The sequence below is a fragment of the Clostridium sp. AM46-21 genome (assembly GCF_003480025.1).
GTDB classification, from domain to species: domain Bacteria; phylum Bacillota; class Clostridia; order Lachnospirales; family Lachnospiraceae; genus Coprococcus; species Coprococcus ammoniilyticus.
On sequence record NZ_QUIB01000001.1, the window covers coordinates 59,554 to 72,982 of the forward strand.

11 protein-coding genes and 1 tRNA gene are annotated in these 13,429 nt (G+C 42.5%); all 12 read left to right on the top strand.

Annotated elements, in window-relative coordinates; translation table 11 throughout:
* Window positions 1-3: 3 nt before the first annotated feature.
* The 12 genes from DW959_RS00315 (at window position 4) to DW959_RS00365 (ending at window position 13,410) form a co-directional block, all read left to right on the top strand.
* Window positions 4-732, top strand: a complete 729-nt coding sequence (locus DW959_RS00315; protein WP_118614887.1) for an isoprenyl transferase — start codon at window positions 4-6, stop codon at window positions 730-732.
* 12 nt (window positions 733-744) lie between these two features.
* Window positions 745-1,542 (top strand): phosphatidate cytidylyltransferase, encoded by a 798-nt coding sequence (locus DW959_RS00320; RefSeq protein WP_118614890.1) that lies wholly within the window; start codon window positions 745-747, stop codon window positions 1,540-1,542.
* 141 nt (window positions 1,543-1,683) lie between these two features.
* On the top strand, window positions 1,684-2,826 hold the full coding sequence (locus DW959_RS00325; RefSeq protein ID WP_117822791.1) for a 1-deoxy-D-xylulose-5-phosphate reductoisomerase: 1,143 nt from the start codon (window positions 1,684-1,686) through the stop codon (window positions 2,824-2,826).
* Between the two features lie 3 nt (window positions 2,827-2,829).
* The gene (locus DW959_RS00330) at window positions 2,830-3,927 is read left to right on the top strand and encodes a M50 family metallopeptidase (RefSeq protein WP_021943257.1); all 1,098 of its coding nucleotides are present in this window, start codon (window positions 2,830-2,832) and stop codon (window positions 3,925-3,927) included.
* A 16-nt stretch (window positions 3,928-3,943) separates the two neighbouring features.
* Entirely contained in the window at window positions 3,944-5,002 is a 1,059-nt protein-coding gene (gene ispG / locus DW959_RS00335) for a flavodoxin-dependent (E)-4-hydroxy-3-methylbut-2-enyl-diphosphate synthase (RefSeq protein ID WP_118614893.1), read from the top strand.
* A gap of 3 nt (window positions 5,003-5,005) precedes the next feature.
* Window positions 5,006-7,375, top strand: a complete 2,370-nt coding sequence (locus DW959_RS14950) for an exonuclease domain-containing protein (protein ID WP_347475283.1) — start codon at window positions 5,006-5,008, stop codon at window positions 7,373-7,375.
* Window positions 7,279-9,549: a PolC-type DNA polymerase III gene (locus tag DW959_RS14955; protein WP_347475291.1), complete on the top strand. Its 2,271-nt coding sequence runs from the start codon at window positions 7,279-7,281 to the stop codon at window positions 9,547-9,549. Before DW959_RS14950 ends, DW959_RS14955 begins: the two co-directional genes overlap by 97 nt.
* Window positions 9,550-9,974: 425 nt before the next feature.
* A tRNA-Glu gene (locus tag DW959_RS00345) sits at window positions 9,975-10,046 on the top strand.
* 125 nt (window positions 10,047-10,171) lie between these two features.
* Window positions 10,172-11,578, top strand: a complete 1,407-nt coding sequence (gene cysS / locus DW959_RS00350; protein ID WP_118614896.1) for a cysteine--tRNA ligase — start codon at window positions 10,172-10,174, stop codon at window positions 11,576-11,578.
* Window positions 11,563-12,021, top strand: a complete 459-nt coding sequence (locus DW959_RS00355; protein ID WP_008401608.1) for a ribonuclease III domain-containing protein — start codon at window positions 11,563-11,565, stop codon at window positions 12,019-12,021. Before cysS ends, DW959_RS00355 begins: the two co-directional genes overlap by 16 nt.
* A gap of 15 nt (window positions 12,022-12,036) precedes the next feature.
* Window positions 12,037-12,792 carry a 23S rRNA (guanosine(2251)-2'-O)-methyltransferase RlmB gene (rlmB, locus tag DW959_RS00360; RefSeq protein ID WP_117807700.1) on the top strand — a complete coding sequence of 252 codons (756 nt, stop codon included), beginning with the start codon at window positions 12,037-12,039 and terminating at the stop codon, window positions 12,790-12,792.
* A 15-nt stretch (window positions 12,793-12,807) separates the two neighbouring features.
* Window positions 12,808-13,410, top strand: coding sequence for a sigma-70 family RNA polymerase sigma factor (locus tag DW959_RS00365; protein WP_117807699.1), 603 nt, complete (start codon window positions 12,808-12,810; stop codon window positions 13,408-13,410).
* Window positions 13,411-13,429 lie beyond the last annotated feature (19 nt).

A 13,429-nucleotide genomic window follows, 5' to 3' on the forward strand; every position in this document is an offset into this window, starting at 1 on the left:
AGTATGAATAAAGAAATAAATGGAGAAATGATCAATATTCCGGAGCATGTTGCGATCATCATGGATGGAAACGGAAGATGGGCGAAGAAACGACTGATGCCAAGAACCTATGGACATTCAGAGGGCGCAAAGGCAATCGAGCGAACATGCGAGAATGCAGATGAACTTGGTATTAAATACCTGACTGTATACGCATTTTCTACCGAGAACTGGAAACGTTCAGTAGAGGAAGTATCTACGATCATGAATATTTTCCGTAAGTATCTGGTTGACAGCATCGAGCGATCCAACCGGAATAACATGCGCATAAGGATCATTGGTAAGCGTGAGGACCTTCCGAAGGATATCGTAGAGAAGATGGATAATCTGGAGGAAGCTACAGCAAATAATACAGGACTTCAGTTTTCTGTAGCGATTAACTATGGCGGACGGGATGAGATCACAAGAGCGGTCAGACGGATTGCATCCGACTGTATGGCTGGAAAGTTATCACCGGATGCGGTTACAGAGGATACAGTCAGTGCCTACCTTGATACAAAGGAACTGACGGATCCGGATCTGTTGATTCGTACCAGCGGAGAGCTTCGGACATCGAATTTTCTTCCATGGCAGATCGCATATTCAGAATTTTATTTTACGGATGTGTTATGGCCGGACTTTGATATGGACGAGCTGGTTAATGCATGTCGGTATTACAGTCATAGAGACCGTCGGTATGGCGGGGTAAAATAAAGAGGAAATAATATGTTTAAACAACGGGCAATCAGTGCAGTGATCCTGGTGATCATTGCAGCAATCACACTTTATTTTGGCGGAGCACTTACATGTCTGGTAATGTGTGCGGTTTCGCTGATCGGTGTGATGGAGTTACTTCGTATATATGGGCTGAACAAGAAAGAACTTGGATATGCAGCTTACGGTGCAACGGTTTTTTATTATGCATTGTTGTATTTTGACCTGCATCAGTTTATATTACCGTTGATCGCGGTCTATATGCTGGTCATCCTTGCAATCTATGTGCTCACATATCCGAATTACAAAGATAAAGAGATCATGGCGGCATTTTTTGCATTTGTATATGTAGGTGTAATGTTGTCGTATGTGTATCTCATACGAGATATGAAACATGGACTGATTCTTGTTCTGCTGATCTTTGTCAGCTCATGGGGTAATGATACCTGTGCCTATCTGGTCGGACGCGCGATCGGTAAGCACAAGATGTCACCGATCTTAAGTCCGAAGAAGAGTATCGAGGGTCTGATCGGCGGAATTGTTGGAGCAGGAATATTAGGTGTTGTATTTGGTTTGATTTATAATCATTTCATGCAGGTTGCACATTCTGTATGGATATTTGCATTGATCGGAGCTGTATGTGCGCTGCCTGCAGTTATCGGGGATCTGGCGGCTTCTGCAATCAAGAGAAATAATGATATCAAAGATTATGGCAAGCTGATACCGGGGCATGGCGGAATCCTTGACCGGTTTGACAGCATTATATTTACAGCACCAATTATGTATTATCTTATATTATATTTGTTGTAATCAGAAAAAGCAGTGTGGGAGAGCGTACAGATGAACTGTGCTCATAATTACGCTGCTTTTCCTTTATGTCGCATTGGAAATAGTGCAGACAGATAAAAAATGTTAGATACAGATGTTTGAAATGGGTAAAGGAGAACAAATATGAAACATGTAGCTATCATTGGATCCACAGGATCTATAGGAACACAGACACTTGAGATCGCAAGATGGAATCAGGATATAAAAATCTGTGCTTTATCAGCAGGAAGAAACATAGACTTATTAGAGAAGCAGGCGAGAGAGTTCCGACCGGAGATCGTTGGTCTGTGGGATGAGAAGCTGGCAGATGAATTAAAAGATCGTCTGAAGGATATGGATATCCGTGTCGTATCAGGCATGGATGGGCTGATCGAGATTGCAGAATACAAGACATCGGATATATTAGTTACCGCTATTGTAGGAATGATCGGTATCCGCCCGACTGTGGCAGCGATTAAAGCGGGAAAAGACATTGCCCTTGCAAATAAAGAAACTCTGGTTACAGCGGGACATATTATTATGCCGCTTGCAAAGGAAAAAGGAGTATCGATCCTTCCGGTTGACAGTGAACATTCGGCAATCTTCCAGTCATTGCAGGGAAATACACATGATTCCATTGAAAAAATTCTGTTGACAGCATCTGGTGGACCATTTCGTGGCAAGAGCAGAGAGTTTTTAAAGCATGTGAAATTAGAGGACGCATTAAAGCATCCAAACTGGAGCATGGGAAGAAAGATCACCATTGATTCAGCAACGATGGTAAATAAAGGTCTGGAAGTTATTGAAGCAAAATGGTTATTTGATGTAGCACCGGAAAATATTCAGGTTGTGATCCAGCCGCAGAGTATCATTCATTCAATGGTAGAATATAAAGATGGAGCAGTGATCGCACAGCTCGGTACGCCGGATATGAAGCTGCCGATCCAGTATGCGCTGTTCTATCCGGAACGAAGATACATGCCGGGAGATCGTCTTGACTTTACGAAGCTTTCATCGATTGTGATCGAGACACCGGATATGAATACCTTTCTTGGGTTACGATACGCATATGAGGCAATTGGGATCGGTGGTTCGATGCCTACAGTATTCAATGCTGCAAATGAATATGCAGTAAAGCAGTTCTTAGATAGAAAAATCGATTTTCTTGATATCTATGATATCATCCGTGCATCCATGGATCATCATAAATTGATTGAAAATCCTGATATAGATGAGATTCTTGCAACCGAGCAGGAAGTATATGAATTTATTGAAAGTGGGTGTTAGTTTTTGAATATCATATTGATCATACTTGTTTTTGGTGTCATCATTTTCTTTCATGAGCTGGGACATTTTATCGTAGCAAAGATCAATCATATCACAGTAAAAGAGTTTTCGATGGGATTCGGACCGAAGCTGTTTCAGTTTCATAAGAAAGAAACACAGTATACGCTGCGGCTGATTCCGCTTGGCGGCTATTGTATGATGCTCAGCGAAGATGATGAAGAAAACGAAAATGATGAGAATTCCTTTGAGAAGAAATCCATCTGGGCAAGAATGGCGGTTGTACTTGCAGGACCTGCCATGAACTTTGTGATCGCATTTTTATTTTCCATGGTGATCATTCATTTCTGTGGAAGTGATCCTGCGATCATAGGAGCAGTATACAATAAAGATAATATTGAAAAATACCAGATCGAAAATGCCGAGGAATATTTTAATGGTGTATATCCGGCGGAAGAAGCCGGGATATCAGATGGCGATCGGGTATTAAAGATTGAGGGAAGTACAGTTAAAAATTTCCGTGAGTTACAGATCTATCTTCAGATCTATGGAGATGGTTCACCGATTGATCTGACACTTGAGAAAGAAGACGGAACGGTCTATGATACGACGGTACATCCGGCAAAGACACCGGATGGCTATAAGATCGGAATAATGAGTGTCGGTTATCAGCTCCCGAAGAACTTCGGAGAGCTTTGTAAATATTCTGCTTATGAGACCAGATACTGGGTAAAAGCAACCTTCTTAAGCCTGAAGCTGATCGTTACCCGTCAGGTAAGTTCGGATGAAGTATCCGGTCCGGTCGGAGTAGCGAAGAACATGAACGATACCTTCAATGAGGCAGCAAAGAGCAGTGTGCTTGATCTGTTCTTAAACTGGATGAATTATATCGTACTGCTGTCGGCAAACCTTGGCGTTATGAACCTGCTGCCGATACCGGGCTTGGATGGAGGACGATTTATCTTCCTGTTAATTGAAGCAGTAACGAGAAAGAAGGTTCCGAAGGATAAGGAGAATATCGTGACGCTGATCGGATTTGTTCTGGTTATGCTGTTGATGGTTGTGATATTATTTAACGATATCAAGAATGTATTCTTTCATTAGATGAACAGGAGTTAATATGTACAGAGATCATACAAAAGTTATAAAGATAGGAGACCGGGTGATCGGTGGTGGAAATCCGATCCTGATCCAGTCGATGACAAATACAAAAACCAGTGATATAGATGCTACAGTTGCACAGATCTTAAAACTTGAAAAGGCAGGCTGTGACATCATCAGAAGCACCGTAAATGATGATGCGGCAGCGGCGGCAATCCCTGCGATCAAGAAACAGATCCATATTCCGCTGGTTGCAGACATTCATTTTGATTACCGTCTGGCGATCGCAGCGGCTGAGGCGGGAGCAGATAAGATCCGTATCAATCCGGGTAATATCGGTGGTAAGGATAAGCTGGCACAGGTAGTAGCGGTATGTAAGGAACGAAATATACCGATCCGTGTTGGTGTAAACGGCGGTTCCCTTGAAAAAGAATTAGTTGAAAAATACCATGGCGTGACAGCAGAAGGAATCGTTGAGAGTGCGTTGGATAAGGTTCATATGATCGAAGACTGCGGATATGACAATATGGTCATCAGCATTAAATCTTCCGATGTTATGATGTGTGTAAAAGCACATGAGCTGATTGCAGATCAGACGAATTATCCGCTGCATGTGGGTATCACGGAATCCGGTACGGTTATGAGCGGTAATATCAAATCCTCTGTAGGACTTGGTATTATCCTGCATGAGGGAATCGGAGATACGATCCGTGTATCTTTAACAGGGGATCCGGTCAATGAGATCATGACAGCAAAGATGATCTTAAAGACGCTTGGACTCCGTACAGGAGGAATTGAACTTGTGTCTTGTCCAACATGTGGAAGAACGGAGATTGATCTGATCGGACTGGCAGAACAGGTAGAAAAACTGGTTGCCGATTATGATCATCTGAATATCAAGGTTGCTGTTATGGGCTGTGTTGTAAACGGACCGGGCGAAGCCAAGGAAGCAGATCTTGGAATTGCGGGCGGAAAAGGCTGCGGTATCCTGATCAAAAAAGGCCAGATTATAAAGAAGATCGACGAGAAAGATATATTATCAACATTAAAGTACGAGTTAGATAACTGGAGTGAATAGAACGTGCCGGTAGAAGCAAAATTATTTTTTGAAGTATTTCCTGAACTGAATATGGATAAAGAGCTGTCTTCCCTGTTTGAGGATACGATGATCGAAAAGGTGGTAATGAAGCAGGCAGAACGCCAGCTTATTATCAGCCTGCTGTCGAAGCACCTGATCAGCCGTCCGAAGATTGTACAGGTGGAAGATATCATTTGCGGACATTTATTTCGTGGACGTGGTTATAAGGTCATCATTGATGACCGTTATGAGCTGTCTTCCCAGTACAATACCAGAACCTTAACAGAGGTATATAAGGACAGTATCTTGTATGATGTCGAGAAGATCAGTCATGTTGGATATCGTTTATTAAAGCGGGCAGAATGGTATTATGCAGATGATATTATCACGCTTGCGATGGAAGACAGTAAGCTTTCAAAGAGCCATTCGATCGGGATCAAAAAATATCTGGAGGAGACCTATAAGAAACGGTTCGGTATGGATATCAAGGTCGGTTTTGATTATACGGAATCTGATAAAGAGATGCTCCGCCGTGCAAATGAACAGAAGATGAAGCTTGAGATTGAGGCAATCTTAAGTAATGTACATGAGGATGCGGATCTGACCTTGGATGGTAAATCAGTAGATAAAAAGAAGCTGGTCGGAGAAGGCAAGAAGGATGTTCCGGCTGAAAAGAAAGCACCTGCACAGGACGAAAAGCCGAAGGAGACATTTGCCGCCAGAAGGAAGAAATATACCTCGAATGATCCGGATGTATTCTATGGCAGAGACTGCGAAGGGGAACTGGTAAAGATTTCTACATTAGTAGATGGTATCGGCGAAGTCTGTATTCATGGCCAGTTGATCAAGATGGAAGAAAAGGTTCTCCGAAACGGTAAGACTTTATTCATCTGCAATATTACGGATTTTGAAGATACGATCGCATTTAAGATATTTGCATCAGAGGATGATGCGCCGGTTTATAAGGATGAGTTAAAAGAAGGAAGCTTCTATCGGTTAAAGGGTGTGCCGTTATACGATACTTTTTCCAAGGAGTTAAATATTGCATCTGTGCGTGGTATCAAGCATATACCGGATTTCCGTGTGCCAAGAGTTGACACATCGCTTGAAAAACGTGTGGAATTACATATGCATACGGTTATGAGCGAGATGGACAGTGTTGTTGATATCGAGAAGATCGTGAAACGTGCAAATGACTGGGGACACCCGGCGATTGCAATCACGGATCACGGCGTTGCACAGGCATTCCCGATCGCAGCACATGCAAAGGGTATGAAGGATGGCTTTAAACTGATCTTTGGCTGTGAGGGATATTTTGTCGATGACCTGAAGAATCTGGTTATCAATCCCAAAGGACAGGATCTGAATACAGAATATATCGTATTTGATATCGAGACGACCGGTCTTAGTCAGAAGAAGAATAAGATCATAGAGATCGGAGCTGTAAAGGTAAAAGATGGAGAGGAGATCGATCGTTTCTCGGAATTTATCAATCCGGAAGAACCGATCCCTTATAGTATAGAGCAGTTGACTTCCATTACAGATGAGATGGTTATGCATGCACCGACCGTCGACGTGATCCTGCCGAAGTTTTTGGAATTCTGTGGTGATGATATCGTTGTTGCACATAATGCAGCATTTGATACCGGATTCATCAAGAAAAATGCCAAAGATCTTGGAATAAAATTCGATAATACGATCATGGATACCATGACACTCAGCCATGTGTTATTGCCGGAGCTTGGTAAGTTTACACTGGATCGTGTCTGTAAGGCGTTAAATGTAAAAAATGAACACCATCACCGTGCTGTTGATGATGCAAATGCAACCGCAAAAATTTTCGTAAAATTATATGAGATGTTAGTGGAACGTGGCGTAAAGACGGTGGAGGATGTAAATGAATTAGGTTCTGCATCGGATGATACGATCAAAAAAGGCAGAACATATCATGGCATCATTCTGGCAAAAAATGAGATCGGCCGTGTGAATCTGTATCGTCTGATTTCTGAAGCACATGTCAGATACTTCAACCGCAGACCGCGTATGCCTATGAGCATGATCAATAAATACAGAGAAGGACTGATCTTAGGTTCTGCCTGTGAAGCAGGTGAGCTGTTTCGTGCGGTCGTAGATGATGCACCGGATGAAGAAATAGCAAGACTTGTTAATTTCTTTGATTATCTGGAGATACAGCCGATCGGAAATAACGAGTTTATGACCAGAAAGAAGGAGAATCCTTGTACGATCGAGGACCTCAGAATTATAATAAGCGTATCGTGGAGCTTGGACGATTATTTAATAAGCCGGTTGTTGCAACCTGTGATGTCCATTTCCTTGATCCGGAAGACAGTATCTATCGTGCGATCATCATGAAAAGTAAAGGTTTTGAGGATGCAGTTAATCAGCCTCCGCTTTATTTCAGAACGACGGAAGAAATGTTAGCGGAATTCGAATATCTGGGAAGTGAGAAAGCCAGAGAGGTTGTTATCACAAATACAAATCTGATCGCGGATATGGTGGAATATATGGACCCGGTTCGACCGGATAAAGCACCGCCTATCATCGAGAATTCAGATGAGACACTTACGAATATCTGTTATGAAAAGGCTCATAAGATCTATGGACCGGATCTGCCGGAGGTCGTTGTAGAACGACTGGAACGTGAGTTACATTCCATTATATCAAATGGATTTGCCGTTATGTATATCATTGCACAGAAGCTTGTGTGGGATTCCAACGATCATGGCTATCTGGTTGGTTCCAGAGGATCTGTAGGTTCTTCCTTCGTAGCAACGATGGCAGGTATCACAGAGGTAAATCCGTTGTCGGCACATTATATTTGTCCGGAGTGTCATTTTGTTGATTTTGATTCCGAGCTTGTAAAATCATATTCCGGTATGTCGGGATGTGATATGCCGGATCGTGACTGCCCTCGATGCGGTCATCCACTGATCAAAGAGGGACACGATATCCCATTTGAAACCTTCCTTGGATTCAAAGGAGATAAGGAGCCGGATATCGATCTGAACTTCTCCGGTGAATATCAGTCATGTGCACATGCTTACACAGAAGTATTATTCGGTAAGGGTAAGGCATTCCGTGCAGGAACTGTAACAACGGTAGCAGATAAGACAGCGTATGGTTATGTATATAATTACTTCAAAGATCTTGCAAAGGATGAAGCGAGAGCAGAGGCTACGGCAATGGGAGATCTGACCCAGAAGGAGATCGAGAAATATGTCGATGAAAAGGCTATCGTCACGAAACGAAGCTGTGAGATGGAACGTCTGGCAATCGGCTGTACCGGCGTTAAGCGTTCGACCGGACAGCATCCGGGCGGTATGATCGTTCTTCCAAGGCATGAGGAGATCTATTCCTTCACACCGATCCAGAAGCCGGCAAATGATATGACGACGGATGTCGTAACATCTCATTTCGAGTACCATTCGATCGATCATAACCTGTTGAAGCTTGATATTCTCGGTCATGATGATCCTACGATGATCCGAAGACTGGAGGATCTGACCGGTCTTGATGCAACCACGATCCGGTTAGATGATCCTGATGTTATGGCGTTGTTCCATGGAACAGAAAGTCTTCATATTACACCAGAGGATATCAATGGCATTCCGCTTGGCAGTCTGGGTGTGCCGGAGTTCGGTACGGATTTCGCCATGCAGATGTTAATTGATGCAAATCCACAGAACTTCTCGGATCTGGTGCGAATCGCAGGTCTGGCGCATGGTACGGATGTATGGCTTGGAAATGCACAGGAGCTGATCAAATCCGGTCAGTGTACGATCTCGACCGCAATCTGTTGTCGAGATGATATCATGGTATATCTGATCCATATGGGCCTGGAATCCGGTACAGCGTTCCAGATCATGGAGAATGTCCGAAAAGGTAACGTAGCTAAAGGCAAATGTGCAAAATGGGAAGAATGGAAAGAGGATATGAAGGCACATGGTGTACCGGACTGGTATATCTGGTCGTGCCAGAAGATCAAGTACATGTTCCCGAAAGCCCATGCGGCGGCTTACGTTATGATGGCGTGGAGAATTGCATATTTTAAGGTGAATTATCCGCTTCAGTATTATGCAGCGTTTTTCAGTATCCGTGCATCAGCCTTCAGTTATGAGATGATGTGCTTTGGAAAAGAAAAGGTACTGTATCATATCAATATGATACAGAGTATTGATAAGAATAAACGAACCGCAAAGGATGAAGATAAGTTAAAGGATCTGAAGCTGGTTCTTGAGATGTATGCGAGAGGTTTTGAGTTCATGCCGATCGATATCTATGTGGCGGATGATATCCGTTTTCAGGTAATAGACGGTAAGATCATGCCGTCACTGGCTTCCATTGAAGGAATGGGAGAAAAGGCTGCAAAGCAATTGAAGGATGCAGCCGGCAAAGGCAAATTTATCTCAAAGGAAGATCTGCAGGCTCATTCTAAGATTGGAAAGAGTGCGATCGACAAGCTGTCAGAGCTTGGCATCTTAGACGGTATGCCGGATACCAACCAGCTTACCTTTGACTTTGTATAAACGGACGAAACAATATCTTTATTCTGTAAGCCCTGACACTGTATCCCTTTCATTACGCAAAACACTTGCGTTCTGTTTTTCACGTAGCGGTACTAAGCTCACTGCTTACAGCAGTTTGCCAAGTACCGACGTGAAAAAAGGTTTGCTGCATGAAAGAATACAGAATCAGGACTTGGCAGATAAAAGGTATTGTTTCTGTCTATGATAAAATTAATGCAAAAATATGCTAAGTTGTATTTAGATATAAGGAAGATCTATGTAGCAGCCCTGTATCCCTTTCATTACCAAAACACTTGCGTATTTGATTGACAATGCCCTTATTACAAGCTAAAATATGGTCAGTACAAAAAAATGTAAATTTACTGAAAAAAAAGCTTGCATTTTATCGTAGCTTCTGGTATATTAAACAAGTCGCTAAGATATATGGTTCATTGGTCAAGCGGTTAAGACGTCGCCCTCTCACGGCGAAAACAGGGGTTCGATTCCCCTATGAACTGCTATTTGATAACCTGGAAGTTTTTTCCAGGTTTTTTCTTTTTTATGCGTAATCTATAGTGCATGATAAAACCGCTTCGAATGAAAGACAGGCGAAAATAAAAACTATATTTATTGGAGGATTCCCATGAAGATTTTTAATACTCTTACAAGAACAAAAGAAGAATTTGTACCGATCAATGAAGGTAAAGTAGGAATCTATGTCTGCGGACCTACCGTATATGATTATATCCACATCGGAAACGCAAGACCAATGATCGTATTTGACACATTGAGACGGTATCTCACATATAAGGGATACGATGTAAATTACGTATCCAATTTTACAGATGTTGATGATAAGATCATCAAACGTGCAAATGAAGAAGGTGTTGATTCCAAGGTGATCTCTGAGCGCTTCATTGCAGAGACAAAGAAGGATATGGCAGCGATGAATGTACAGGAAGCTACGACACATCCAAAGGCTACCGAAGAGATCCCGGATATGATCGAGATGATCAAGACACTGATTGAAAAAGGACATGCATATGAAGTAAATGGCACGGTATATTTCCGTACCAGAAGCTTTGCAGATTATGGTAAATTATCTCATAAGAATATTGATGATCTGGAATCCGGACACAGAGCAGAGAATCATCAGCTTAAGGTTTCCGGTCAGGATGAGAAGGAAGATCCGTTGGATTTCGTTCTCTGGAAGCCAAAGAAAGAGGGAGAACCGTTCTGGGAGTCACCATGGGGTGAAGGAAGACCGGGCTGGCATCTGGAATGTTCTGTTATGTCTAAGAAATATATCGGTGATATCATTGATATCCATGCAGGTGGTGAGGATCTGATCTTCCCACACCACGAAAATGAGATTGCACAGAGTGAAGCAGCAAATGATAAGGAATTTGCAAGATACTGGATGCATAACGGTTTCTTAAAGATCAACAACGAGAAGATGTCCAAGTCACTTGGCAACTTCTTTACAGTAAGAGAGATTGCAGACAAATATCCACTTCAGGTTATCCGTTTCTTTATGCTGTCTGCTCACTACAGAAGTCCATTGAACTTTTCGGCTGATCTGGTAGAGGCATCCAAGAATGGTCTGGAACGTATCCTGACTGCTGTTGACAAGTTAAAGTCACTTGCGCCGGCAGATGTGGAGGGTTCCGATGTTTCTGTCGAGGCAGAATTAGATGGATATACGAAACGATTTGAAGCAGCTATGGACGATGATCTAAATACAGCAGATGCGATCTCAGTTATCTTTGAATTAGTAAAATATACAAATATCAATATTTCAAATGATACACCAAAGAAAACAGTAGATCTGGCAATCCGGACGATTGAGAAGCTGTGTGATATTCTTGGTATCATTACAGAGCGGGAAGAAGAACTGTTAGATTCTGATATCGAGGCTTTGATCAATGAACGTCAGGAAGCAAGAAAAGCAAAGAATTTTGCAAGAGCAGATGAGATCCGTAACATGCTCAGTGATAAGGGCATTATTCTTGAGGATACAAGAGAAGGAGTAAAATGGAAAAGAGCTTAGATCAGTATTTTACTGCGATATTGGGTGTAGAAGATTCCAATCCGGCAGAATATTCCGGGCTGGCGCTTGCTTATATAGGGGACAGTGTATTTGACCTTTTAGTAAAGACCGTTCTGGTATCAAAGGATAACAAGCAGGCATTCAAATATCATAAAGAAGCTATTCATATCGTAAATGCAGAGTCACAGGCAGGTTATATCGATCTGTTGGAAGAGAAACTGACCGAGCAGGAAATGGCGATATATAAGCGTGGAAGGAATACAAAGACACATTCCAAGGCAAAGAATGCATCGGTAGGACAGTACAGGAAAGCTACCGGTTTTGAAGCGCTGATCGGCTATCTTTATCTGAATAAAGAATATGACCGTTTATTTGAGTTGACAAGAGACTGCCTGGAATCAAAACAACTGATTGAGCATTTACAATCTGATGATGTGGATTAGAAATGGAGCATAAGCATGGAAGAAAACAGAAATGAAAAGTTTGAGATAGAGGGTAGAAATGCAGTTATGGAAGCATTTCGTTCCGGTAAAACAGTTGACAAGTTATATCTGCAGGATGGCTGTCATGATGGCAGTATCAATTCAATCGTGCGTGAAGCAAAGAAGCAGGAGACGATTATTAATTATGTTTCGAAAGAGAAGCTGAACCAGATGTCTTCGACCGGGAAACATCAGGGTGTGATCGCTCATGTGGCAGCCTATGAATATTCAGCAATCGATGAGATCTTTGCAAAGGCTGAGGAAAAAGGACAGCCGCCATTTATCTTTATTTTGGATGAGATTGAAGATCCGCATAATTTTGGCGCGATCGTTCGTACAGCGAATCTGTGCGGTGCACATGGCGTTATTATTCCGAAACGAAGAGCGGTCGGAATCACAGCAACAGTTGTTAAGGCTTCTGCCGGTGCAATCGCATATACACCGGTGGTTAAGGTAACAAATCTGGCGAAGACGATTGATGAATTGAAAAAACGTGGTATGTGGTTTGCCTGTGCCGATATGGATGGAGAACTGATGTACCGCTGCAATCTGACCGGACCGATGGGACTTGTGATCGGAAATGAGGGTACAGGTGTCAGTCGTCTGGTAAAAGAAAAATGTGATTATGTTGTATCTATACCGATGAGTGGTGATATCGATTCATTAAATGCTTCGGTTGCGGCCGGAGTATTGGGATATGAGGTTGTCCGTCAGAGAATGGGTGTAAAATAGGGGAGTACCAACGCCGTGTGTGTGTATGAAAGAAATACCGATGAAGAAAATATCCGGTTGATCCGGGAAGAAAATGATAATGCCGCTTTTGAATATCTGATCAAAAAGTACATGGGGATTGTAAAGAAAGAGAGTCGTGCCCTGTATATTATCGGTGCAGAAAATGAGGACATCATTCAGGAAGGAATGATAGGGCTCATTAAAGCTATCCGAAGCTTTGACGGAAGCAAAGGGGCATCTTTTTCTACATTTGCAAATCTGTGTATCAAGCGACAGTTGATCACTGCGGTGAAGCTGTCGAACAGGAAGAAGCATTCTCCGCTTAATTATTATGTATCATTTTATACGGAAAATGACGATGATGTTGCGCTTGTGGATGAGCTGCAGGCAGATCAGGCATTTGAACCGGAGAATCAGATGCTTGGGCAGCTGGAATCCCAGAAGCTTGCGGAGACGATTGATAAAAAACTCAGCAAATTTGAAAGACAGGTGTTAGAAGGATATCTTGCCGGAAAAAGCTATGATGAGCTAGCAGAAGCATTTGGAAAGCCGTATAAATCTATCGATAATGCGATCCAACGAATACGAAAGAAATTACGGGATATAGAACAGGATTAAAGATATAATTCTGGGGGAG